26 protein-coding genes and 1 tRNA gene are annotated in these 23,996 nt (G+C 63.2%); 14 read left to right on the forward strand and 13 right to left on the reverse strand.

What is annotated here, in order from left to right; translation table 11 throughout:
- From ispD to FJ222_00170, 10 genes are all read left to right on the forward strand, one after another.
- Entirely contained in the window at positions 1 to 684 is a 684-nt protein-coding gene (gene ispD, locus FJ222_00125; protein MBM4162845.1) for a 2-C-methyl-D-erythritol 4-phosphate cytidylyltransferase, read from the forward strand.
- A gap of 30 nt (positions 685 to 714) precedes the next feature.
- Complete coding sequence (locus FJ222_00130) at positions 715 to 1,452, forward strand: metallophosphoesterase family protein (protein MBM4162846.1); 738 nt, start codon at positions 715 to 717, stop codon at positions 1,450 to 1,452.
- A 98-nt stretch (positions 1,453 to 1,550) separates the two neighbouring features.
- Entirely contained in the window at positions 1,551 to 1,814 is a 264-nt protein-coding gene (gene rpsT / locus FJ222_00135) for a 30S ribosomal protein S20 (GenBank protein ID MBM4162847.1), read from the forward strand.
- A gap of 93 nt (positions 1,815 to 1,907) precedes the next feature.
- Positions 1,908 to 2,555 carry a lipoyl(octanoyl) transferase LipB gene (gene lipB, locus FJ222_00140; protein MBM4162848.1) on the forward strand — a complete coding sequence of 216 codons (648 nt, stop codon included), beginning with the start codon at positions 1,908 to 1,910 and terminating at the stop codon, positions 2,553 to 2,555.
- A gap of 9 nt (positions 2,556 to 2,564) precedes the next feature.
- Complete coding sequence (locus tag FJ222_00145) at positions 2,565 to 3,563, forward strand: Gfo/Idh/MocA family oxidoreductase (protein ID MBM4162849.1); 999 nt, start codon at positions 2,565 to 2,567, stop codon at positions 3,561 to 3,563.
- Positions 3,560 to 4,183 carry a hypothetical protein gene (locus FJ222_00150; GenBank protein MBM4162850.1) on the forward strand — a complete coding sequence of 208 codons (624 nt, stop codon included), beginning with the start codon at positions 3,560 to 3,562 and terminating at the stop codon, positions 4,181 to 4,183. The genes FJ222_00145 and FJ222_00150 overlap by 4 nt, the downstream gene beginning before the upstream one ends.
- Positions 4,184 to 4,338: 155 nt before the next feature.
- A complete protein-coding gene (locus FJ222_00155) occupies positions 4,339 to 4,833 on the forward strand; it encodes a ferritin (GenBank protein MBM4162851.1) in 495 nt (164 codons plus the stop codon).
- 23 nt (positions 4,834 to 4,856) lie between these two features.
- Positions 4,857 to 6,392, forward strand: coding sequence for a YifB family Mg chelatase-like AAA ATPase (locus tag FJ222_00160; protein MBM4162852.1), 1,536 nt, complete (start codon positions 4,857 to 4,859; stop codon positions 6,390 to 6,392).
- On the forward strand, positions 6,338 to 7,039 hold the full coding sequence (locus FJ222_00165; protein MBM4162853.1) for a sigma-70 family RNA polymerase sigma factor: 702 nt from the start codon (positions 6,338 to 6,340) through the stop codon (positions 7,037 to 7,039). The genes FJ222_00160 and FJ222_00165 overlap by 55 nt, the downstream gene beginning before the upstream one ends.
- The gene (locus tag FJ222_00170) at positions 7,036 to 7,479 is read left to right on the forward strand and encodes a hypothetical protein (GenBank protein MBM4162854.1); all 444 of its coding nucleotides are present in this window, start codon (positions 7,036 to 7,038) and stop codon (positions 7,477 to 7,479) included. The genes FJ222_00165 and FJ222_00170 overlap by 4 nt, the downstream gene beginning before the upstream one ends.
- A 21-nt stretch (positions 7,480 to 7,500) precedes the next feature.
- On the opposite strand, the gene rsfS is transcribed toward FJ222_00170, so the two are convergent.
- Genes rsfS through FJ222_00200 form a run of 6 tightly spaced genes read right to left on the reverse strand, consistent with a single transcriptional unit; the run spans position 7,501 to position 12,104 of the window.
- Positions 7,501 to 7,950, reverse strand: a complete 450-nt coding sequence (gene rsfS, locus FJ222_00175) for a ribosome silencing factor (protein ID MBM4162855.1) — start codon at positions 7,948 to 7,950, stop codon at positions 7,501 to 7,503.
- Positions 7,808 to 8,461 carry a nicotinate (nicotinamide) nucleotide adenylyltransferase gene (nadD, locus tag FJ222_00180; protein ID MBM4162856.1) on the reverse strand — a complete coding sequence of 218 codons (654 nt, stop codon included), beginning with the start codon at positions 8,459 to 8,461 and terminating at the stop codon, positions 7,808 to 7,810. The genes rsfS and nadD overlap by 143 nt, the downstream gene beginning before the upstream one ends.
- 10 nt (positions 8,462 to 8,471) lie before the next feature.
- The gene (locus FJ222_00185) at positions 8,472 to 8,756 is read right to left on the reverse strand and encodes a DUF493 domain-containing protein (GenBank protein MBM4162857.1); all 285 of its coding nucleotides are present in this window, start codon (positions 8,754 to 8,756) and stop codon (positions 8,472 to 8,474) included.
- Positions 8,732 to 9,889, reverse strand: coding sequence for a hypothetical protein (locus FJ222_00190; GenBank protein ID MBM4162858.1), 1,158 nt, complete (start codon positions 9,887 to 9,889; stop codon positions 8,732 to 8,734). Before FJ222_00190 ends, FJ222_00185 begins: the two co-directional genes overlap by 25 nt.
- A gap of 33 nt (positions 9,890 to 9,922) precedes the next feature.
- Entirely contained in the window at positions 9,923 to 10,843 is a 921-nt protein-coding gene (locus FJ222_00195; protein MBM4162859.1) for an ABC transporter permease, read from the reverse strand.
- A gap of 4 nt (positions 10,844 to 10,847) precedes the next feature.
- The gene (locus FJ222_00200; GenBank protein ID MBM4162860.1) at positions 10,848 to 12,104 is read right to left on the reverse strand and encodes an ABC transporter permease; all 1,257 of its coding nucleotides are present in this window, start codon (positions 12,102 to 12,104) and stop codon (positions 10,848 to 10,850) included.
- 176 nt (positions 12,105 to 12,280) lie between these two features.
- Between FJ222_00200 and FJ222_00205 the strand changes: the two genes are divergently transcribed.
- From FJ222_00205 to FJ222_00220, 4 genes are all read left to right on the forward strand, one after another.
- The gene (locus tag FJ222_00205) at positions 12,281 to 12,556 is read left to right on the forward strand and encodes a hypothetical protein (protein ID MBM4162861.1); all 276 of its coding nucleotides are present in this window, start codon (positions 12,281 to 12,283) and stop codon (positions 12,554 to 12,556) included.
- Between the two features lie 119 nt (positions 12,557 to 12,675).
- A complete protein-coding gene (locus FJ222_00210) occupies positions 12,676 to 13,575 on the forward strand; it encodes a methionine synthase (protein ID MBM4162862.1) in 900 nt (299 codons plus the stop codon).
- Positions 13,576 to 13,754: 179 nt separating this feature from the next.
- A tRNA-Glu gene (locus tag FJ222_00215) sits at positions 13,755 to 13,829 on the forward strand.
- A gap of 26 nt (positions 13,830 to 13,855) precedes the next feature.
- Complete coding sequence (locus FJ222_00220; GenBank protein ID MBM4162863.1) at positions 13,856 to 15,382, forward strand: glucose-6-phosphate dehydrogenase; 1,527 nt, start codon at positions 13,856 to 13,858, stop codon at positions 15,380 to 15,382.
- A 35-nt stretch (positions 15,383 to 15,417) separates the two neighbouring features.
- On the opposite strand, the gene FJ222_00225 is transcribed toward FJ222_00220, so the two are convergent.
- The 7 genes from FJ222_00225 to FJ222_00255 are packed head-to-tail and all read right to left on the reverse strand — an operon-like array spanning position 15,418 to position 23,918.
- A complete protein-coding gene (locus FJ222_00225; GenBank protein ID MBM4162864.1) occupies positions 15,418 to 16,719 on the reverse strand; it encodes an FtsW/RodA/SpoVE family cell cycle protein in 1,302 nt (433 codons plus the stop codon).
- Between the two features lie 6 nt (positions 16,720 to 16,725).
- Positions 16,726 to 18,126, reverse strand: a complete 1,401-nt coding sequence (locus FJ222_00230; GenBank protein MBM4162865.1) for a VWA domain-containing protein — start codon at positions 18,124 to 18,126, stop codon at positions 16,726 to 16,728.
- 25 nt (positions 18,127 to 18,151) lie between these two features.
- Positions 18,152 to 18,589, reverse strand: a complete 438-nt coding sequence (locus FJ222_00235) for a biopolymer transporter ExbD (protein ID MBM4162866.1) — start codon at positions 18,587 to 18,589, stop codon at positions 18,152 to 18,154.
- Positions 18,586 to 19,020 (reverse strand): biopolymer transporter ExbD, encoded by a 435-nt coding sequence (locus FJ222_00240; protein MBM4162867.1) that lies wholly within the window; start codon positions 19,018 to 19,020, stop codon positions 18,586 to 18,588. The genes FJ222_00235 and FJ222_00240 overlap by 4 nt, the downstream gene beginning before the upstream one ends.
- 41 nt (positions 19,021 to 19,061) lie before the next feature.
- On the reverse strand, positions 19,062 to 19,874 hold the full coding sequence (locus FJ222_00245) for a MotA/TolQ/ExbB proton channel family protein (protein MBM4162868.1): 813 nt from the start codon (positions 19,872 to 19,874) through the stop codon (positions 19,062 to 19,064).
- Between the two features lie 49 nt (positions 19,875 to 19,923).
- Positions 19,924 to 21,087: a hypothetical protein gene (locus tag FJ222_00250; protein ID MBM4162869.1), complete on the reverse strand. Its 1,164-nt coding sequence runs from the start codon at positions 21,085 to 21,087 to the stop codon at positions 19,924 to 19,926.
- Positions 21,084 to 23,918: a tetratricopeptide repeat protein gene (locus FJ222_00255; GenBank protein ID MBM4162870.1), complete on the reverse strand. Its 2,835-nt coding sequence runs from the start codon at positions 23,916 to 23,918 to the stop codon at positions 21,084 to 21,086. The genes FJ222_00250 and FJ222_00255 overlap by 4 nt, the downstream gene beginning before the upstream one ends.
- Between the last annotated feature and the right edge of the window lie 78 nt (positions 23,919 to 23,996).

Raw genomic sequence — 23,996 nt, forward strand, 5'->3', positions numbered from 1 at the left:
ATGGTATCAGCGATTATTGTGGCCGCCGGCCGCAGCGAGCGGATGGGGACGGGAACGGACAAGGCGTTCCTCAGTCTCGGGCCCAAGCCCGTGGTCGTCTGGTCGTTGCTGGCCTTTGAGGACAGCGCCGACATCGACAAGATCGTCCTCGTTGTGCGCCGGGAGCAAATGGTGGCGGCCAAGGCTGTCGTTCAGATGTTCGGGCTTTCCAAGGTTTCTGAGATCGTGGCTGGCGCCGGGCGCCGGCAGGATTCGGTGGCCAAAGGACTGGCCTCGCTCGCTCCCGAGACGCGGATCGTTGTGATCCACGATGGGGCGCGCCCCTGCGTCACAGCCGAACTGATCGCGGAGACCATCAAGGCGGCGCAGAAGACGGGATGCGGCGTCGCGGCCAACCGGATCGTCGACACCGTCAAGCATGTTGAACGGGGGACGGTCGTCGATCACACGGTCGACCGGACGAAGCTCTGGGCCGTGCAGACGCCCCAGGCGTTCAAGCTGGACTTGTTGTTGCGCGCCTATCAGAAGGTCGAGGCCGAGGGCGTCACGGTGACCGACGAGGCGGCGGCCGTTGAATTGCTGGGCGAGCCTGTGCGGCTGGTGGAATGGCAGAAGCCGAACGTCAAGATCACCACGGTCGATGACCTGGCGGTGGCGGCTGCCCTGTTGCGGATCAACGGTTGATCGCGAGGCGAAAGGCCGGACTCCTTACGCATGGATAAGCGATTTGCCATTCTGGGCGACATTCACTCCAACATCGATGCCTTGAAGGCCGTTGTGGACGACGCCCGCAGCCAGTCAGTGACCGACTTTCTCTGCGTTGGCGATATTGTCGGCTATAACGCCGACCCCACGGGCTGCGTCGCGATGATCCGCGACGAACTGGCCGCCGTGACGGTTCGCGGCAATCATGACCACTATTGCGCCTTCAGCGAGGAGTTGCTGGACGATTTCCAGCCGCTGGCCGCAAGCGTGATCGACTGGACGCGGCGGCAATTGTCCGATATCGACATGGCCTGGCTGCGCGCGTTGCCGTTGCAGAAGCTGCACATGGGGATCGGACTTGTCCACAGCACCCTCGACATGCCCGATCGGTGGGGCTACGTCTTTGATCTATTGGACGCGGAGGCCCATTTCACCTACCAGACCACCACGCTTTCATTCCATGGACACACGCACGTGCCGCTGGTCTTTGCGAAGCAGGGAAACGATGTCATGCGGTTTGATCCTGCAACCTTCCACGCCGGGATGGGAACGAAATACTTCATCAACGTGGGCAGTGTTGGACAGCCGCGGGATGGCGACACGCGGAGTTCATACGTCATTTTTAATTCCAAGACACGCCGGGTCGAGTTCCGTCGCGTGGCCTATGATGTCGATGCGGCGATGGATCGGAATATCCACGCCAACATCCCCCAGAGGTTCATCAATCGGCTGGCGCTCGGCCGCTAAAGACACCGATTGTGAAATTCGCTATTGACCCCGGCCGTTTATACGGTATCATAGTGACGCGTTTAGGCAAGAAGTGGACGATCAAGGAGCATTGTTACATGGCGAACATCAAGAGTGCAGAGAAGCGGGCGACCCAAGCCCTGAAGCGCCGCGCGAACAACCGTGCCGGCAAGAGCAAGGTGTTGACGGGCGGCCGCAAGCTGGAAGAGGCGATTCAAGCTGGCAACAAGGTCGAGGCCGAGAAGCAGTATTCCGCTTTCACCTCGGTCCTGGACAAGGCAGCGAAACGGCGGTTTATCAGCGCCAATTGCGCCACCCGCAAGAAATCCCGTCTGCACGCCCGCGTCAGCGCAATGGCGTGAGAGCGGTAGCATCTCTTTTTCCAGGCGCGACATCCGTGCATCCGGCCTGCGCCGGTTGTACGGTTTTTTGTTTCGGGAAAGGCCCGGTGCGCGATGGAGTCTGGAGGCATTGATCTGCGCGATCTTGGGGCCGGCGTGGATTACGGTGCCGCCGCAGCGCTCCAGGATGAGCTTCACGCCAGGCGTGTGGCCGGGACGGTTGGCGATACGTTGCTGCTGCTGGAGCATCGGCCTGTCTACACGCTGGGGCGTTCAGCCAACGCGAGTCATATCCTGCTGGATGCGGTTGAACTGGAGCGGCGCGGGATCCTGCGGTTCGCCACCTCGCGCGGCGGCGATGTCACCTACCACGGCCCCGGTCAACTTGTCGGCTACCCGATCATCCATCTCGGCGAACGCGGCCTGAGCGTGCTGGCCTATGTGACAGCCGTTGAGGAGGTGCTGATCCGGACGCTGACGGATTTTGCGATTCCTGCCGGACGCGACTCGCGCAACCGCGGCGTCTGGGTCGGCAACGACAAGATCGCCGCCATCGGCATCCGCGTATCCCGTCAGGTCACCATGCACGGGTTTGCCTTGAATGTCAACACCCGCCTCGACGATTACGGCGGCATTGTGCCGTGTGGACTCACCTCGGCTGGGGTCACCTCCATGGCGTGCGTCCTCGGCCGGGCGGTCGATATGGCTGGTATAAAAGCGGCCGTTGTTTCGCATGTCCGGACGATTTTCGGCTATGCTTAGAGGCAACAGATGGAGGAGCGCATGAACCTGTTGCGCATTGGTTTGTACGGGACCCACGGGCATCAGATCCATCACGCGTTGATGCGTCCCCACCGCTACCCGGCGGCGCTGACAGCCGTGGCCGCATTTCCAGACGGCATGGTGAAAGCGCTGCGCGCCAGCGGATGTGCGGTTGCCGTCGCGGAGGATCTCACTGCGCTTCTGCTGCGCCCCGATGTCGATCTCGTGGCGCTCTGCTCCCCGCGGCGCGGCGATCAGGCCGCCGATGCTATCGCCTGCCTGCGGGCCGGCAAACATGTGTATGCCGAGAAGCCGGCCGCGCTGACCGAGGCGGATCTCGACGCGATCCTCGCCGCCGCCCAGGCGTCGGACAGGCGCTTTCACGAGATGGCCGGGAGCGCGTTTGAGCAGCCGTGGTTTGGCATGCGCGAGACCGTGCGCTCAGGAGTGATCGGAACCGTTGTCCAAGTCGCGGCGCAGAAATCGTATCCCTGGCACGATAGACGCCCCCGGGACGAATCCCTCGACGGCGGCCTGATCCGGCAGTGCGCGATCCATGCCGTCCGTTTCATTGAGCAGGTGGCGGGGGTTCGTGTGGCCGAGGTCGACGCGATGGAGACGACCTGCGGCAATCCTGGCGGTGACGGCGGGTTGCGCCTGGCGGCCGTGCTGATGGCGCGGCTGGAGAACGGAGGACTCGCCTCGGTCACGGCCAACTACCTCAATCCGCCGGGCAGCGGAAGCTGGGGCAATGAGATGCTGCGCGTGTTCGGAACGGACGGGATGGCCGAAGCAACGGATGGCGGCAGCCGCACCCGGCTGGTGGTGGGGCGGGAAGATCGCGGACCGCTGGACGTTTCGGTCAGGCCTCCCGACTGGCTGGGGTGTGTCGTGGCCGACTGCCTCGGCACCGGGTCGATGCCGCTGTCGCTGGAAGAGGAACTGCATCCGCTACGAGTGGTGATTCGGGCGGACGCAGCCGCAAAACGGAGGAGTGCACAACCATGAAAAAGGTCATCATCATCGGCGCGAGCGGTTTTGGCGGCGAGGTCGCCTGGGTGTTGGAACGGATGGCCGCGCAATTCGGCGAAACGGCGACCATCGGGTTTTGCGATGACGCGCCCGGAAAACAGTGCGGGGTGTGGCGCGGACTGCCGCTACTGGGACCGCTTGGGGCCGCCTGCGTCGGTGGTGGCGAGGTCTGGTTTCATGTGGCCGTGGGGGACAATGCGGCGCGGGAACGGCTCACGGTGCGGGCGATCACGTGCGGCTGGCGGCCACTGACGGTGTGCGACCCCACGGCTGTGGTGGCCGCCGATGCCCGGGTGGGGGAGGGATGCTATATCGGCGTCGGTGCCGTGATCTCGTGCGGCACCCAACTCGGTGCCGGCGTGATCGTCAACCATCAGGCGACGGTGGGGCATGACGCGGCGGTGGACGCCTTTGCCCAGATATGCCCGGGAGCCCGTGTGTCGGGCGGGTGCCATATCGGTCCGCGGGCGCTGGTGGGGTCCAATGCGGTGGTGATCCCCGGCGTGTCGGTCGGCGCCGACGCGATGATCGGCGCGACCGCGGCCGCCCTGCGCGATCTGTCCGACGGCGGCGGCGTGGCGCGGGTCGGCCGCTGACCTTGACGCGGTATCGACCGGTATCGACCGTTTTTCCACGGGACGCTAATGACAGTGGCAACGGAGGTTGGGATGTGATACACTGCTGACAAAACGGGTCGATTGGCGGCGATCAACAGATCAGCCGGGAAGGGCCCTGAGAAAAGGAGACAACCATGATCAGCAAGAAATGCGCACAGGCAATCAACACACAGATCAACCGCGAGTTCTTCTCGGCGTTCCTCTATCTGGCGATGGCCAAGGATGCCACAGTCAAGGGCTTCAAAGGGGCCGCAAACTGGTTCACCGTCCAGTTCAAGGAGGAGCAGGAACATGCGCTCCGCTTCGCCAAATATCTGGAGGACCAAGGCGCCAAGGTTGTCCTCTCGGCGATCGATGCACCGAAGACCGAGTGGGCCGATCTGCTGGAGATGTTCCAGGATGCGCTGGCACACGAGAACAAGGTGACCGCGTGGATTGGCGAGCTGGCCGCGCTGGCCGCTGCGGAGAAGGACTTCGCCACACAGAACATGCTGCAGTGGTTCATCAACGAGCAGGTGGAAGAAGAATCCAACGCCCATGACGTTATCTGGATGCTCGAAATGAGCGCCGGATCCAAAGGCGCCCTGTTTATGGCCGACAAGCAGCTCGGCAAGCGCGGCCGCAGCTAGATCGCTCGTCTGGGTACGCGATTATGGCATTGGCAACAGTTGAGTCTGGGGCTGTCTTTGGCGTGGACGCGTTCCAAGTTCGGATCGAAGTCCATACGGGAGGCGGCGAGTTCCTGACGGTCATCGTGGGCCTCCCAGACGCCGCCGTGCGTGAAAGCAAGGATCGCGTCTGGACCGCCATCCACAACTCGGGCTTCCGCCCCCGCGTGGGTCGCGTCACGGTCAATCTCGCGCCCGCCGACGTGCGCAAGGAGGGACCGAGTTTTGACCTGCCCATCGCGGTGGGCCTCATTGCGGCTTCGGATGAGGCCGACTGTGGCGGCCGCATCGGCCGCATCGGCCTGATCGGCGAGTTGGCCCTCAGCGGCGAGGTCCGCCGCGTGCGCGGTGTGCTACCGATCGTGCTGGAGATGCGGCGGGCCGGATTGGAAGGGGTCATCGTGCCGGCCGACAATGCGGAGGAGGCCGCAGTTGTCGAGGGCATCCGCGTTTATCCCGTCCGCTCGCTCCGCCAAGCCGTCGATTTCCTGTCGGGTCTCGCAGACATCGAGCCGATCGTTCTCGATTTCGACAGCGTGTGTCTCCGCTCCAGACGGCCGTGCGATGATTTTGCCGAAGTCAAGGGACAGGAAACGGCCAAGCGGGCGCTCGAGATAGCCGTCAGCGGCGGCCATAACATTCTGATGATTGGACCGCCGGGGTCGGGCAAGTCGATGCTAGCCAAACGCGTGGCCGCGATTCTTCCCGAAATGACCATGGACGAGGCGTTGGAGGCGACCCGCGTACACAGCATCGCGGGCCTGCTCGATGACCATCAGGCGCTGGTGCTCAACCGGCCATTCCGCTCGCCGCATCACACCGTTTCGGACATCGGGCTGCTCGGTGGCGGCGCCAATCCCAGACCCGGCGAGGTCACGCTCGCCCACCGGGGGGTCTTGTTCCTCGACGAGCTTCCCGAGTTCAGCCGCAATGCCCTCGAGGTGCTTCGCCAACCCCTGGAAGACGGCAGGGTCACCATCTCCCGTGCCGCAGGCACCGTCACCTTCCCCTGTCAGTTCATGCTGATCGCGGCCATGAACCCCTGCCCGTGCGGGTATTATGGCGACCCAGCCCATGAATGCCGCTGCACGCCCCAGACCGTGCTCCACTACCGCAGCCGCATCTCCGGGCCCCTGCTCGACCGGATTGATCTGCATGTCGAGGTTCCGGCCGTCCGCTACGCCGAATTGGCCTCCGGACCGCGCGGCGAAACATCCGAGATCATCCGGAACCGGGTCTGCGCGGCCCGCACACGCCAGCACGCGCGGTTCAAGAAACGTCCGCGCATCCTCTGCAATGCCGATATGGGGCCGCACGACATCCAGGCCCATTGCGCCTTGGACGCCGGCACGCAAGACCTCATGCGGCTGGCGATGACCGAATACCGCTTCAGCGCGCGCGCCTACGACCGCATCCTCAAGGTCGCCCGGACCATCGCCGACCTCGACCAGTCGGATGCCATCCAATGCGCCCATATCACCGAGGCGATCCAGTACCGCACGCTCGACCGGGCAGGGTGAGGGGCTGCATTCGGTGGTCAGCCTGCACAATAATTCACCGTCTAAACCGTTCTATCTGGTTACCTATGGCCGCGAGCCTTCTGAGCGATGACGAGGTTCTGTTGCAACGCTACCGGGCCGGCGAGGTTGATGCGTTTGACGAGCTGGTGCGTCGCCATTCGCGTGCGCTCTTCTCCTATATTCGCGGCATGGTGGGCCACCAGGAGGAGGCAGAGGATATCTTTCAGGACGCATGGGCGCGGGTGATCCGGCATGAGGCGTCGTTCCGCGGGGGCACCGTTCGCGGATGGATTTGGCGGATCGCGAAGAATGCGGTCATTGACCGCATGCGCCGACGCAAACCGAATGACAGCCTCGATCGGCCGGTCGGGGAGGATGGTTTGCGGCTCGCCGACCAGATCGCCGCCGACGGCCTATCGGTTCCCGATCAGGTGGATGGCGCCGACCTCGGCGTCCGAATCGCTGCGTGCGTGGCGGGGCTCCCGCCCCCGCAGCGGGAGGTTTTTTTGATGCGAACGACCAGCGGATTGAGCTTCGAAGAAATAGCGAAGATCCTGAAGGTTCCGCTGAACACAGCCCTGGGGCGGATGCACTATGCGGTCGCGCGTTTGCGCAATGTCTTGGCCAGCGAATGGAGGGAACGATGAAAACCGAGGACCTGATCGATGAGGCGAGGTTGAATGCCTTTGCTGAAACGTGGGGGCCTGCCGTCCAGGCCGTCAGTTCTGGAGAACCGTCCCCCGAGACGCTTGCCCGCATCCACGCTCTAGCGGCGCGGGGACTCCGCACACGCCGCCAGCGGGTCTTTCTCGCTCGGATCCGGCCATTTTTGGTGTCTGCGGCCGCCGCATCCATAGTCGGTGCGGCAACCCTGCTGGCGCTCCGCACCCCCGAAAAGACAGAACCGGTGCACCCGCTGGTTACGCTGGACGGCGTTCTGATGCTGGCCATGGCCATGGATACCGATTGGGAGGAAGAACTGGTCGTCATGCATCCGATCAGCACTGACATCGAGGCGCTGACGCGCCGGATGCTGGATTTGCAGGGGTTCGTCGATGGGGACACGGAAAACAGCGACGAGATCTGAACGGTGAATGCCACGGTTTGGCTAGAGCGGCTTGGCGTCCTTCCACAGCGTCTCGATCGCGTAATAACCGCGCGCCTCGGGCGCAAAGATATGGACGACGGCGTGAACGAAGTCCAGAACCATCCAGCCGCTGTCGGGCGTACCGGAAGTCCGGTAGCTCGTCACACCGAGGTCTTTCATGTGCCGCTGCACCTCTGAAAGCAACGCTTTCAGATGTGGCCCGGATGTCCCCGTTGCCACCACGTAAAACTCGGTGATCGAAGAGATCCCCCGGACATCCCAGACGCGAATATCCTTGGCAATCTTGTTTTCCAGCGCCACCCTGATCTCAGATGCAATCTCTTGTGCTTTGATAGTCCGCCTCCTGATTCGACGATCCGTACAGCGCGTGATCCCGGATGTACTGCTCGACCGATTGGGGAACAAGATAGCTGATTGGCAGCCGTTTGGCAATTCTCTCTCGTATCTCAGATGATGATGCGTCGCTCATCGCGCGCGTGACGACGTCCGCCAGCAGGCGCTGCGCCAGCGCTTCAGGGAGGTTCAAGTCCTCTTCCTGCAACGGGCGGCCGAGGATCCCCGGCCGGTTGACGGTGACCACGCGACATAGTTTGAGAAAGGTCGCGATGTCCTTCCACCGATGGAGTTCGAGCAGCGAGTCCAGGCCGATGATGAAGAACAACTCGTGTCCAGGATAGCGATCCGTCAGGTGGCGCACGGTGTCGATGGCATACGAGACGCCGCCGCGGTCGATCTCGACTGTGTCAATGGCCACTAGCGGATCGCCCGCGCCCGCCAGCCGGAGCATGGCCAACCGGTGCTCCGCCGACACGCCGCCCGCCAGATCCTTGTGAGGGGGCAGAGACGACGGCACCAGCAGCACCCGCTCCAGCCCAAATGCGGCGGCGGCGGTATGCGCCATCAGCAGGTGGCCGTTGTGAACCGGGTTGAACGTCCCGCCCAATATGCCCAATCGAGTCATCGTGTGTCCCCTACAACAACAGTTTCACGCCTGCGACCGCCCGCAGGTTGCGGTCTAGCGCATCCAGTTCGGCGCGCGATCCGACCCGTATCGACACGCGCAGCGTGCGGTATTTGCCGGTGCGCGAGGTGCGCCCGTCGTGCAGCGGCGTGACGATCTCTACGTCGGCCAGCACCGCCTCCAGCAAACCCAAGGATGAGAACGCCGTTTCGACCACAATGCCGACGTGGTGTACCGCCGGATAGGCGGCAGGCTCGTTGAATACGTGGCTCATTGTCCGCTCCAGTGTTTGCATGCGGCGTCAAAACCCTCGCGCGAGCCGACCATCTGTACGCTCACGACTGCATCGCCGCGGCGCACCAGCAACCGGCATACGCGGCGCAGCGAACCGTCGTCCAATCGCTCTTCGCGGTGGGCCTCGCCACCCCCCGCCTCTCCGGCGGCATAGACCTCAACCTCGCCGACCTTGAGCGCGATCACCGGTTGCGGCGGCGTGTACGGCTGAAGGTCCTGCGGGGTGGCGCAGACGGCCGCATTCGCGCCAGCGACTTTGCCCTGCAGGGCCGCTTCACGCGCCGAACAACGCACCCCGCTTCCCCGCCGTTGCGCCACATCTCCCGCCGCAAACACACCGGGCCACTGCGTCTGCAGGTTGGCATCAATCAGCACGCCCCGATCGGTCTCTATCCCTGCGGCTTGCGCCAGCGTCCGGTTGGGTGACGCCCCGATCGAGCAGACCGCGACATCCGCCTCGACTGTGGAGCCGTCGTCTAGGACGGCCGTCACCGCACCGCCGGCCTCGCGCCGGAACATCTGAACGGATCGGTTGCAGCGGATGTCCACCCCGGCGGTGGCGACCTGTTCATTCAGCAGGCTTGCGGCCGTCCCGCCCAAATTCGCGCTCAGCAAACGCGGCAGGCGTTCGACCACAACCGGTTTCGCGCCAACTGCGGCCGCGCGGAGCGCAGTCTCGACGCCGAGTACGCCGCCGCCGATCACCAGCACCCGTGCCCCGGGCGTGATCCGGTCGCGCAGCAGGACCGCCTCGCGCATCGTCCACAGCGTCATCACCGGCAGGCCGTCACCCCACCCGGCAATCTTGGGGATGATCGGCAACGATCCGCAGGCCAGCACCACGGCGACATAGGCCGCGTCAGTCGCCTTGCACACCACCCGCCGCGTCTCCGGATCGAACACCATGACCGGCGTCTCGAGGTGAACCCGGATCCCCCTGGCAGCGTACCACTCAGCGGGATGGATGATGATCGCATGCGGATCGGACTGGCCACAGGCCACCGCGATCAGCCGCGGACGGAAATACGGCAGCACCCCTTCATTTGAGAACAGGTCCACTTCCGCGCCCGCTGCCGCTGCCGCTGCCGCCGCTTCAACACCCGCATGCCCCGCACCGATCACCGCGATCTTCATGTTTCGCTCCCTTCCCCCTGAGCCGCCCCGTCGTCACGCACTCGTCCGCAAGGCCGGATCCAACTCGTCACGCAACGCATCGGCCAACTGATTGAAACTCATCACCAGCGCAAAAATGGCCACCGACACAAAAGTCATCTCCCACCAGACGCCCTGCCACAGGCGCAGGCGCGCATTGTTGATCATCACTCCCCACGAGGGCTCGCCCTGTACGCCGATGCCGAGAAAGCTGACAAACACCTCGGTCGCCACAGCCGAAGGAAACCGTAACGAGAAACAGATAAGCACAATATGCAGGACATTCGGCAAGATGTGCCTGAACAAGATTCGCGCGTGGCTGTACCCCAGCACCTGCGCCGCCTGGACATAGGCCCGATCACGATGCTTGATCGTTTCGGCCCGCACGTTCCGGCACACGCCGACCCAGGTGGTCAGCCCGATGCCGAGATAGAGACCGGCCAGCCCCTGCCCGACCACCAGAGCCACCGCCAGAATGAAGAGAAGCCCCGGCATGGAGGCGACCGTCGCGCACAGCCAGTTGACGACGCTGTCGGTGCGACCGCCAAAATACCCCCCCAAACAACCAAGAATCACACCAAGCGGCAGGGCGATCAGCGAGGTGATGATGCCGACATGGAACGCGATACGGACGCCTTGAACCACGCGCCCCAACACATCGCGGCCGAGGTTATCACTGCCCAGCGGATAAGTCCAAGCGGAGACGCCGGGATAGGCCGATGCGCCCCGTCCCCAGCGCAGCGCGGCCGGCGGGAGGTAGCGCTGGGTTTCGTCCACGCGGTTGTACGCAGCGGTGCGGTCGGCCTGACGGTTGATCCGGTAGATGCACTCGCCCCAAATCGCGGCCGCCAGGTAGATCCCGACCACGATCAGGCTCCACCGGGCGTCCCGTCGCGCCCAGAGCCGTTGACCCACCGATCTCATGCCACCGCTCATTCGCTCACCTCAGTCTGACCCGCGGGTCGAGCCACGCGTAACTCAGGTCCGCCAACAGGTTCACCCCTTGATACAGCAGCGCGCCGATCACCACGACCGCGCGGACGACCGACATGTCTTTCGAATGCATCGCGTTGAGGCTGACGTTTCCCAGCCCCGGAATGCCGAAGAAACTCTCGAGCAGCAGGCTTCCCGTAAAGAGGAACGGCACCGAGAGGCTCACATAGGTGATGATAGGAATCAGGCTGTTGCGGAGCACATGCCGGACCATCACCCGCTGCGTCGAGAGGCCTTTGGCCAGCGCGGTCCGCACGTAGGGTTTGTCCACTTCGTCGAGAATCGCCGCGCGGCAGAAGCGGATGTCGCGTCCGAGTCCGCTGGCAATGCCGATCAGCACCGGCAGCGCCAGATAGGTCCAATGTTCGAACCCCCAGATCGGGAAAAGCCGGAGTTTGTACGCCAGCACAAACTGACCCGCCAAGACCCAGATCACGTAGTTGACGCTCATCAGGAGCGTCGAGACGGCCAGCACCGAACGGTCCGCCGTGCCACCGCAGCAGAGGGCGCACCACAGCCCGCACATCACCGCCAGGACCGTGCCGCCCGTCAGAATGGGCACGGTCAGCGCGAGCGACGGGCCGACCCCCTCGCGCAGCACCGCGCCGACCCGGCGCCCGAGATCCGAGGACTCGCCCAGGTCGCCCCGCAGCAGGCCGGCCAGAAAATGGACCAGTTGCGAATCGAAGAAATGGGCCGTGCGGCGCGCGATCCACACCGCCGCGCCGGCCGCGCCCTCGACGGTGATCGCCTCGGCCACTGCGCCTTCGGGGATCGTGATGCGCGCCGACCAGTCCGCCCCGCCCGTGCCGCCCGCGTCAGCGTCCACACGCTGCGTTTCACGCTCGCCCGAAACGCTGCTGCGCAGCACGACGCGGATGCGCACCGACCAGGCTTCGGATGACCGTCCCGCCAGCCGCCAGATGCCCGGACCGGTTGGAAAAGCCAGCGGCACGGTTCCGTCGGGCGCGATCACCGCGCCGGGGGCCAGGGCGCGCGACGCGGCCCAGTTGCCCGCCAGCAACGGCTTGTCATAGCCGTGCTTCGCGTCAAAGAGCGCCAGCGACTCGGCGGTTGCGTTTTTACCCAGCACCACCTCGGCGGGCGATCCCGGAACCACATGGAAAAGCGTGAACGTCAACAGCAGCACGCCCGCCGTTGTCGGGATGACCTCCAGAATTCGCCGCACAATGTAACGCGTCACACCGCACACTCCGCGCGCACATCGTCTGAAGGGCCGGAACACGTCCGCGCCTCGTCGATGTGGCGTTTATATCATACCCGCTTTGGACGTAACCTGCAATCCACCCCATGATTAGAATTGCTGGAAATGCCATGCGCCCGCTTGCCCTTCCGCCGCAGATCTGGTATTTTCTGACTATGAAAACGTTTATTCATGCTGGCAGCAGCGGGTGCATTCGGGCATCGTCTGCTCTGCGGCTCTTTTTTCTGACCGGAATGACAGCGCTCGGCCTGGCCGGATGCACGCCTGCGGAAAGAACGGCTTTTCCCACTGCGACGGCTCCCGAAAAATCGACGGTCAATCAGGTGATCGAAGGCTTCACCGGCAAGACATCCGTGGACGCCGGTCAGCGCGCCAAGGCGCAGATCAAGGATATCAACGAGACGCGCAAAGAGAGTTTTGAGGAGTTTTAGCCGTTCACGGGGCTGCTTGAGACCGGCCTTGGAAACAGAGACGGTGGCGTTCCTTGCCGTGAACGGTTGCTGCTCGTAGTAAAAGGAGGATGCCAATGGCTCTGCAAAAGCGAAAACTAATGGAAGCGCTGAAAGGTGGACGGGTGCTGATTTCGGACGGTGCCTGGGGCACGCTCCTGCAGAAAAAAGGCCTGAAACCGGGCGAATGCCCGGAGCTCTGGGCGGTGGAGCGTCCGGCCGACGTGAAAGCGATCGCCCAGGCCTACTTCGCGGCCGGCGCCGACATGGTCGAGAGCGACACGTTTGGCGGAAATTCCTTCAAGCTGGACCACTACGGTTTGAAAAACCGCGCGGCTGAGATCAATGAAGCCGGTGCCCGTCTTTCGGCGGAGGCGGCTGCCGAAGCCGGTGGTGAGAAATGGGTCATCGCCTCGATCGGGCCTACGGGCAAGATGCTGGTGATGGAAGACGTGACCGAGCAGGAGCTGTATGACAGCTTTCGGGAGCAGGCGCTGGCGCTGGCCCGCGGCGGCGCGGACGCCCTGTGCATTGAAACCATGAGCGACATTACGGAAGCCGCGCTGGCGGTGAGGGCGGTGAAAGAGAACACCTCCTGTGAAGCCATCGCGACCTTCACGTTCGCCCAAACGGTAAACGGCGATTACCGCACCATGATGGGCGTATCACCGGAACAGGCGGCTCGGGCGATGATCGCGGCGGGCGCCGACATCATCGGCACCAACTGCGGCAATGGGATCGCGGGGATGATCGACATCGTCACGGCGATGGCCGCTGTCGCCCCGGACACGCCGATCCTGGTGCATGCCAATGCTGGCCTGCCGCGGAACGTCAACGGCGTCGATCTCTTTCCCGAAGAACCGGAAGACATGGCCAGCCAGGTCGTCCGTCTGATCCAGGCTGGCGCCGCGATCATCGGTGGATGCTGCGGGACAACACCGGCGCACATCCAAGCCATGAAGCGCGTCGCCGACCAGACGCCGCGACGGACCCATCGCTAGCAGTCTCACGCACGATCAGCACTGCCAGTGCGTGGCCTGCACGCCGGGCAGCCGGCCGATCCGTTGCGTCACGGCCAGGGGCATGCGCGACAAATTCGTGTGTTTGTATGCGACAAAAATCAGCGTCTTGACAGCGGGGGCTAAAATGCGTATAGTGCCCACCGTTCGTTGTTCAAAGCGCCCCCTTCGTCTATCGGCTAGGACGCTAGGTTCTCATCCTAGTAAGAGGGGTTCGACTCCCCTAGGGGGTGCCAGTTACAGCGGACGCGGGGAATCTTGTATGTCGGCGACCGTCCCTGTCCCACAGAGCCTCGTCATTTTTGGCGCCTCGGGCGATTTGGCACGGCGCAAACTCTTCCCGGCCCTCTTCTCCCTCCACCGGCAGCACCTGCTGCCGCTGCCGTTTGTGATGCTGGGCGTTGGGCGAACGCCTTTTACCGACGATCAATTCCGTGACGAGATGCGCACGAGTCTGGATCGGTTTGTTCCCGTCCGCGCCGACGAGCACCCGCAGGAGCGTTTGTGTTTTGTCCAATGCTTTTCCTATCTCACGTTAAACACCGGTGATGGCGCGGATTACGTCCGCCTCGCGGAGCGGCTGCGTGACATTCAGACCCGTCGGAACCTGCCGGCGAACGTCGTGTTCTACCTGAGCACGCCGCCGGATCTCTCCCGCCGAATTCCCGTATTTCTGGCTGAGCATGGCCTGCATAACGAAGCCGATGGATTCAAGCGTCTGATTATCGAAAAGCCGTTTGGCCACGACGGCGCCTCGGCCGGGGAGCTGCACGACACGCTCCGTCGCCGGTTTGCCGATCATCAGATCTTTCGCATCGACCACTACCTCGGCAAGGAGACCGTGCAGAACCTCGTCGTGCTCCGATTCGCCAACGTGCTGTTCGATGCGGTCTGGGACTACCGCTACGTTGAGGCGGTCGAGATCACCGCTTCGGAAAGTCTGGGCGTGGAGAACCGGGCCGGCTATTTTGATCACAGCGGCATTGTGCGCGACATGATCCAGAACCATCTGCTTCATGTGCTGGCCATGACCGCCATGGATCCGCCGCAGCAGTTTGACGCCGCGTGCGTGCATACCGAGACGCTCAAGGTGCTGCGCGGCCTGCGGCCGCTCACGCAGGACGAACTGGCGCGGGATGTCGTGTTCGGACAATACACGGCCAGCCGCATCGGCGGAGAGGCCGTCGCGGCCTACCGTGACGAACCGGGCGTCGCGCCCGGCAGCCGCACCGAAACCTATGCCGCCATCAAGCTCTTCATCAATCATTCCCGCTGGCACAATGTGCCGTTCTATGTGCGAGCGGGGAAGCGGCTGCCCACCCGCGTCACCGAAGTCGTGCTTCATTTCAAGCGAAGCCCGCATCCCGTCTTCGGGGCGGTTCCCGGCGCCCTGCCGAACAAGCTCGTGATACGGATTCAGCCCGACGAGGGCGTGCTCATGACCTTCGGCATGAAGGAGCCGGGCGCCGGTTTTCAGGTGAAGAATGTCAACATGAATTTTCACTACAAGGATCTCGCAGCGACGGCCATACCGGATGCGTACGAGCGGCTGCTGCTGGACTGCATGAACGGCGATGCCACGCTCTATGCGTCGGGCGATGCCGTGGAGGCCTGCTGGGCGTTCATTGATCCGATTCTGAGCTACCATGCGCAAGCCGGCAGCTTGTTTGAATACCCGGCCGGAACATGGGGCCCGGCGGAAGCCGAGGCGATCCTCGCACGCGACGGGCGGACCTGGCGCTATCCGTGCAAGACGCTCGCGGACGACGGCGCATTCTGCGAACTGTGATCTGGCGCGCCTGTTTCATCCGGTGGGTTCGCGGGTCACCGCCTGTCCGATACGGCGGCGAGCAGCCCGGCCATGATCAGGCAGGTGACGAGGCTGCTGCCGCCGTGGCTGATGAACGGCAGGGTGATTCCGGTGATCGGCATCGCCTTGGTGACGCCCGCGACGTTGAGGATCGTCTGGAAGGCGAGCGCTGCGGTTAGACCCGCGCCGACTGTGGTTACAAAAGGCGTGGACGCAGCGGCTGAGGCCCGCCATCCCCGTGCGAACAGGATGGCGTACACGGCGAGCAAAAGCGAGCAACCAACCAGACCGAGTTCCTCGGCCCAGGCCGCATAAATAAAATCCGACGTGACGATCGGCACGGTGTGCGGCGCACCTGCGCCGATCCCCGAACCCCACAGGCCGCCGGAATACATCGCCGAAAGTGCCTGGAGGATCTGCCAGCCGGTGCCTGTCGGATCGGCAAACGGGTTCCGCCAGACATCCAGCCGGAGCCGCGCGTGATGCGAAACCGTCGCTGCGGCAAATCCGACGACCGCCATGCCGAGCGCACCCCACGCAAGATAACCCAGGCGGCGGGTGCTGGCAAAGAGCATCACGATCAAGACCCCGTTCAACAGGACCAGCAGACCCAGATCGTTCAGCCGGAGAATCAGCACCATGGGCACGCTCCACAGCGCGCCCAGCACGAGCAGGTCCCGCAGGGGCGGAACGGGCCGCCCCGTTTGGGTTTCTGAGAACGCCTGCGTCCGCCGGGCGAGAAAGCTGGCGAGAAAGAGTGTCAACAAAGGCTTGACCGCTTCCGACGGATTCAAATTGCCGGGCATGTAGACGCCGCCGCGGTACCGCCGTCCCCAGACCTCCATCGCCAGCAGCACGCCGATGGCCAGCAGATAGCAGAGCCAGCCGATACGGTTCAAGGCGGCCACCCGCTGCTTTCCCAGAAGTCCGATCACCGCGAGAAAGCCCACCAGCCCCAGTGGATAGGCGAGCCAGGCCATGGCCCCGGGGCGGGTCCCGGCATCAGTTCCCATCCGGAAGTGCATGACGATCCCGAGACCCGTCAGCAGCAGCGCCGCTGCGGGAATGACTCCGTCGCCGCGATACCCTGAAAGCCGAAGCCACACCCACACCAGCGGCAGCGATGCGGCGTACAGGCCGAAGGGAACAAGCTGATCCAACGAGGTTTTTGGATCGTGTCTGAGGGTCACGGCCAGAACGGAGACGCATGCGACCGCAGTCGTCAGAAGCACCAGCGCCAGCAGCCCGAGCGGGAGTCCTCCACCCGATGTGAGGGGCGATTGTTTGGTTCGAGGCCGTGGCGCGTGAGTCGCCATGTATCCCTACTGCAGTTTGCGCACCATACGGAACTGTCCCTTATACTGCTCGGACAGCCGCTTCAGGAAATCACCGCCGTCCTTGTCGATCTGATAGCCGATGCAGTGAATGCGGGGCAGCTTGAGGCCCTTGGCGACGTAAACATCCTTATAGATCAGACTGATATGTTGCACGAAATCGGCTAGGGTCCAATTGCCGAGCGGCGGGGGCGCGGGCGGTGTCGGCCGGGGGGGGCCACCGCCGCCACCGCCGCCGATGGTTTCCGTCACCTCGGTCCAATAGCCTTCGCGGGCGGGACGGGCGGGACTGCCGCGATCAATTGGTTTCCCTTCGCGGGGCGCTGCCTTGGACGGCGGCCGCGCCGGCTGCGCGGCCTGTGGCGGCACCCAGACGCGGCGGGTGCGAACTTGGGCCGGCGGTGCGGCCGCTGCGGCCCGTTCGTAAGCCTGTAGGGCCCCCGCGTTCTGGGCTTGCCAGTCCGCCAGCATGCGGTTGCGGGCCTCACGCTGCTCTTCGGTCAACACTTTCCGCACCTGCGGCAGACCGTCGCTGATGATCAGCAGCGTGTCGGCGCCCTGAGACATCGCCGCCGCAATTGCGAGATCGAGTCGCGTCGTGCCGCCGCCCCCCTTGAGGCCATGGGCGAATCCGCTGAAATTTCCGCCGTCATGGCCCCACTGCCCTTCCGTGTTGAACGGGGTCAAAAATTGTTTGGCCTGGGTGCGGGTCTCCGGGGTGGAGAAAAGCATTTTTCCCGGTTCAAGAATCGAGCATCCGTCGGCAAAGACGATCAGGTTGAACTGCGTGCCGTCCTTGATGGCATCGATGACGTCGCCGACCCGCTGTTTGACCCGAAGGAATCCAGCCGGTCCGCCGCGCTCCTCCTCGACCATGCTCACCGACACATCGACGCACACCGCAATCCGCTCCCCGACCGCCTGAATGCCGAAGAAGTTCACCTGCGACACTCCCTGGCCGAAGCCCGACGTTCCGTAGCCAGAGCCGAGACCGACGCCCAAGCCCGTTCCGCTCACGGCCTTGAACTTCGGCTGGAACGTCGTGGTCACCAGTTTGGGGTCAACCTTGATGTCGGGCAGTGAAATGTTGGCCGGGCGGGCCGCCACCAGTCGCGGCACCACCTGGGGTCGGCTTGAACTGCGTTGTTTGTTTTGCACCTTAACCTTTAATTCGACTTGGCGCGGCTCGTAGGTCCGCACCGGCGGTTGCGCCACGAAGACAGTCTCTTCCTTCATCATCGAGGTGACGAGCCGGATGCCGCCAAAAATGACAGCGCCCAGCGCGTGGAGGCCCAGACTGCCGATCAGGACCAGGCGCAATACCTGCTTGCGCGACGAGGCGTGACCATCTGGATTGACCCAGCGTTTTAACGTTTTTATAAAACTCATACTCGACTTCTCCCCATCCGAAGCATTATTCGGACGCCCCAGCGAACGAGATGTCCTTGAGCTTGGCCGCCGCGCAGGCGTTCATGACGTCGATCACCCGTTGGTGCGACGTGTCGCCATCGGCCATGATGGTGATTAACGCTTTGCCGCTTGCCGCTTCCGCGCTCAGGCGGTAACGGGTGAGCGTGGCGACCAGATCGGGCAGATCGGTCGAGGTGGAGGAATCAAACGAGCGGTCGTTCAGATACACCTCCCCGGTCTTGCGGACTTCGATCATCTGCTCGTCGGGCATGTCAACCGTCGTGGCCTGTGCAATCATGCCGGGCAGCCGGATACCCAGATCGGCCTCTGGCATGATCAGCGTGCAGGTGCAGATGAAGTAGATGAGCAGAAGAAAGGTCATATCGATCATCGGCGCCATGTCCAGATCGGGATCGCCTTGATCGGGGAGCTTCATTTTCATTGGTCGCCCCCATTCTTGCCTGTTGAGAAGACGCCGAAGATAAAGTCGCCGATCCCCGCCTCGGCCATGGCGCTCATCACGGCTTTGACATCCTTGTGGGGCGTCTGCTTGTCGGCGCGGAGGTACACCTTCAGATCCGGTTCCTGTTTCAGACGTTCCGTAACCAATCGCTTCAATTCGGCGACCGTCACCGGTTCGAGGCCGCTGAAGATCCGGAAGGACGTCCCCTCCTGAGCAATGTTTACCGTCCAGCGGGCGGGCCGATCTTTGGGAATCACGCCGCGATCCGCGACCGGAATGTCCAGATCCTTGCTCCGGCTCGCGCTCATGTGAGAGGCCGTCATGAAGAAGATGATCAGCAGAAACACCATGTCAATCATCGGCGCCATCTGCACCTTGGTCTCTTCTTTATCATCCATCGGTATGCGCATCACGCACCTCGCTCTCGCCGCCGGCCGCTTCAGGGAGGGTGTTACAGGGTTCGTCCGATTGGGGCTGACGGGGCGGCGGCAGGCGAGCTTTCCTCAACCAGGCCGCCACACTTGAGCGCCATGCCGAGGTGGTGCGAAAGATTGCCGAGAAGGAGCGACACCCGGGCGACGTTGCTGGTGAATTGCGCCTTGAAATAGAAATAGGTGAACATGGATGGAATGGCCACAATCAAGCCGGCCGCAGTCGTGATCATCGCCTCGCCGATGTTCGCCGCCAGTTTCTCGGGGGAGCCCATGGCACCCAGGCCGATTTTGTCGAACGCCCCGATCATGCCGGTCACGGTTCCGAGCAATCCCAGCATCGGCGCGATCTGCGCCACCAGCGAAAGGTGTCCAAGCGGCTTCTGCCATTCCGAGACCTCTTCCACGGATGCCTCCTCCATCGCTTTTTCAAACGAGGCCACATCGGCGTCCTGACTGCTTTCGAGCCGTATCAGGCCAGCCCTCAGGATCGTCGTCAGCATGCAGGGTGCGCCTGAGCACACGGCGCTCGCGGTCTTGAAATCGAGCGCGCCGAACGCCTTGCGCAGCGTCGGCTGAATGTCCGGCCGGACCATCTTTTCAAGCCGATACTGGATGGCGCAATAGACCGTCAGTCCGATCCCGAGCACCGAACAGAGGCCGATCGGCCACATGACCGGTCCGCCGACGTTCCACAAGTCCAGCAAAGACTTGCCGGCCTTGGGCGCCGCTGATCCGCCGTCGCCGCCGGTTTGCGCGTGTACCACGAGCACCGCCACGGTCGCCAAAAACATCATCACCCCAAGCTTTACCTGACTTTTCCCGTTCATCATCCTCACTCCTTCATCCTGTTGTCACACGAGACGCGCCGCTGGGGCGTCGTCAGAAATTACCGGATGCAACTGCTTTCGGCGCGCCGACTGTGGTTTTCGGTTCGGCAGGGGTTTTGAGCAGTTCATCGGCCAGCTTGTTCATGTCTTCGGTCATATTGAAGAACACATTCTCAATCGGCGTTTTTTCGGGTTCGAGCGTCTTTTTACCGTCCATAATCGCTTGGAGGCCGATTCGAGCGTCGGCCGCCCAGTCGGTTCCCGTGAAAAGAACAGCGACCTCGTAGTACACGTCGCGGGCGCGGTGGTGCTCGCCGAGCGCCGTGTAGCAGTCGGCCGACAGAAGCAGAGCCGAGGGGAAGGTTTCAGCGTCCTTGTCGGCAAAGACGATCGAATTGACGATGGCATCGATCGCTTCGCGTGTCTTGCCGGCGCGGCGGAACAGTTCGGCTTGAACGAGCCAGTAGTGGCCGTAGGCGGGATCTCCGGGATCCGGATTTTCGACCCGCTTGAGGTTGGTGGCGGCCGCCTCGTCCTTGCCCTGAGAGAGCAGGGCGCGACATCCCTTAAGGATCGCCACGGGGGCGAGCGGCGACCAGTCGGCGCGTCCGGCGTCGCGAAACACATCGTACGCGGCTTCGTATTGCTTCATCGCCCGCTCGCGGGTGGCCGCGTCAGACGCCGCGCGCCGCTCGCGGTCAGCCGATAAGATCATGTACGTGCCCAGATCCATGGCCAGGTCGAGACCGTTGTTGTCCGCCAGATCGAGGTAGGGAAGCGCCACGCGCAGGCTCGGAGCCAGCGTCCGCACGGCGGCCGCCCAGTCATAGTCCCGCACGGCGGCGGACAGCGCCGCGTGGTCGTAGTCAAGGGCAAACTCACACCGCAACACCCGCGCCTTATCGACTTGGAAGGACGCGGAATCGCCACGGGCCGCCTGCGCCAGCAGCGTTTGTGCGGTGTGCCCCAGCAGGACGACTTCGCGGTTGATGGTCGCGTCCTTGTCGCCTTCGCGGATCAGGAGCCGGGCCTTGATCGGCGGGAGCGTCACGGGCCGCGGAGCGGCCACCGGGGTTTGCGCATGCAAAACCCCGCAGACGGCGATCGCCAGCGCGGCGAGAGTGCGCGTGCGGAACGCGCACCGCGAACATGCCCCCGCCAAAATCGGTTTGGCCATTCGGTCCGTGCGTACGGTGTGATGGGCCTGAGTCATCATAAGCCGCGCCCCTCCAACTGGGTGAGCAATTCCCCGGCCTGCACATACTCGGGGAAAGCCTTTAATTCGTCTTGCGCCAGCATCTCCGCCAGCGTCTCCCGCGCCTGTTTGTCCTGGTAGGCGCGGCGCAAGCATTCCGCGCGCCGAAGGTAGGCCTTGGCCGTCCACGCGCGGTAGTTGCCGTACATGACGTAGATCCGCTCGTAGTAGGCGGTGGCCTTGAGCCAGTCTTTGCGCGCCTCGGCACAGAGGCCCAGACCGTGAAGCGCCTCGGGCCACGCGCCGCGCCAGCCCTTGACACCCAACACCGATTCAAAGCATTTCTGAGCGTCGTCGAGTTTGCCCTGATCCCGGAAGATCGCGCCCAGCAGCAACAGCGCCTCGGCCGCTTCGCCGCTCGTTGCGAACACATCCCGGATGATCGTGAGATGGGCCACGGCCTCGCCAAGGAGTTTCTGCGCGGTTTCGGCAGGTGCTTCACGCGCCTGTTCGATGGCGAACTGGGCCAGCAACATACGTGCATCGAGGGCAAAATCTGTTTCGGGGTAGTCGGTGAGGATCGCCTGCGCCACGCGGGTTGCGAGATTGGTCTGGAAGCGTGTCCGCGCCCCTTCCAGCATCGTCTCCATCACCGCCGGGCTGGCGTGCTCGAGGTTTTCGGGTTGCAGCAAATTAGAGAGGATGTTGTTGTAAACGCTCGGCGTCAAGCCGGGTCGATACAACAGGACCCGCTGGTAGCGGAGTCGGCTGACGGTGTCGCCCGAGGCGGCCGCCCGCTTCCAGGCGGCCTCCATCTCCGACCAGGCATTAGCGACGTCGTTCGACGAGAGGCGCTTCGTGGTCCCGATCCACTCGTCGAGGATCAGGTCGACCCCCATCGCTTTTCGATCAGCGCCGAACGTCGTGACGGCGTCGCGGTAGTAACGGATGGCACCGACCTGCTCGCCCTGATTAAAGAGCGCCCGGCCCGTCCAATAAACGGCCAGCGGGATGTTTGAATCCGGGCGGTTGCGTTGGATGTAGGAGGCAAAATGCGTGCGCACGTCCTCAAACTTCTCGGCGTCGTACAGAATCTGCCCCGCCTGGAAAGCACAATGGTTGTAAAACTCGATGTTCATCAGATCGTCCGGGGCGGTGAGCGCCGTCTGATAGCACACCACGGCGTCGTCGGTGCGGCCGACCGTGCCCGCCACGTCGCCGCGAAGCATGTGCGCTTCATAGCGCAGACTCCCCTTGGGATAGCGTTCGATGAATGCCTTCAGACGGGTGTCGGCCAGATCGTACTGCCCCAAGGCATAGTTGCAGACCGCCCGGCGGTAGCTGCCGTCTTCGATGAAGGTCGAGGTCCCGCCGCTTTCTTGCAACAGGCCAAAGTCCTTCTCAGCCGCCTCGAAATGGGTCGCGAACATCTCGGACATCGCCGTCCAATAGATCGCCGCGTCGATCTGCTCCCAGCCGGAGAACCGCTCGCGCAGCTCGCGGAACCGGGCCGTCGCCTGCTCGAACTGTTCCTCCATGAAATGCGCGTAGCCAAGGAGGAAGAGGCACTCGGCGGCCATTTGGTGATCCGGCCGAACCTGCAACACTTCGGTGAAGTGACGGATCACGTCGGGCCAGCGCTTTTCTTGGGCAATCATTTGACCCACCAACATCGTGAGGTCGTCGTAATAGGTGCCCGCCGGGTATTTATCCATATACTGCCGGGCGATGGTGTAACAGCGGTCGTTGGGCTGGATGCGCGAGGCACAGACAAACGCTAAATAGAGCGATTCCTCGGCTCGTTCCTTTCCAGCGATGGTGTGGAGGTGGAGAAACCCTGCACACGCCTCGCGGTAGCGGAGCGCCTCCATGTAGCCTCGGGCGAGACGGTAGAACAGGTCTTGATCGTAATTCTCGACCTCCGCGAGCGATTTGAGTTCGAATTCCGTATCGCCAATCCACTCCATGATCCGCATCAGTCGCCGGGGATCGGTCATGAAGCGTTTCTCATACTCCGCGAGCCGCTTGAGGTATTCGAGATGGGACTCGGTGCGCATCTGCACCTCTTCGTAAGGAAATACCAACCGATAGAGCCAGAACGCCTCACGATAGCGTTCGTCGCCGAACAATTCGTCGCCCGCCTCGATGGCCGAAAGATTGAAGGCGATCGAGCGCGAGGCGTGGGAGTCACGCCGCAGCAGAAAGGGGATCATGGGGTAGAGCTGATCAAGCGTCAGCGTCTTCAAATACGACGTGGCCAGCAGCGTGGCGGCCCGGTTGCGGCGCAGGAAATCGGGGGCTGTGCGGAAGGCGTCGCGCAGCGGTTCGCGTGCCGCCGCCCAGTCGTCCAGAGCCAGGTAGCAGCGTGCGATTGCGGCATGAATGTCGGCGAGCATGTCGAATCCGTAACTGAATTTGGCCAAGGCCGCCTTGTAGGCCTTGATCGCCTCTTGATGCTTGGAAACAAAGCGCAGGCTGTCAGCGATGTAAACAAACGATTCGGAAAGACGCGCCCCGCGGGGGTATTTCTTGCAATAGGCGACAAACGCCTGCTCGGCTTGTGCAAACTGCCCGGTGAGGAAATAACAGAGGCCGAGGTTGTAGTAGACCGCCTCCATCTCGGCCAGCCCCTGTGTGCTCGTGACAGATCCCAGAGTCTCGATAAGCATCTGGAATTCAGGGATCGCCGACTCGAACTCGCCCAGAGTGAATTTTTTGAAGGCGCTTTCACGCAATTCGCGCACGGTCGCCTGGATCTGCCCGAACGCCGGCATGGCGAAACACAGGGCCGCCAAGACCCAGACGACGACCCGCAGTCGCCCGGCTCGTGATAGATAGATTGTTTTCTGCACGCCGCTCAATCTCCGGGAAACGCCGTTGACAAACCCAAAACGATCAGTAGCGCTAGAGTATCACGAGTGGCAGTGCCC

The organism is Lentisphaerota bacterium (assembly GCA_016873675.1).
GTDB lineage: Bacteria > Verrucomicrobiota > Kiritimatiellia > RFP12 > JAAYNR01 > VGWG01.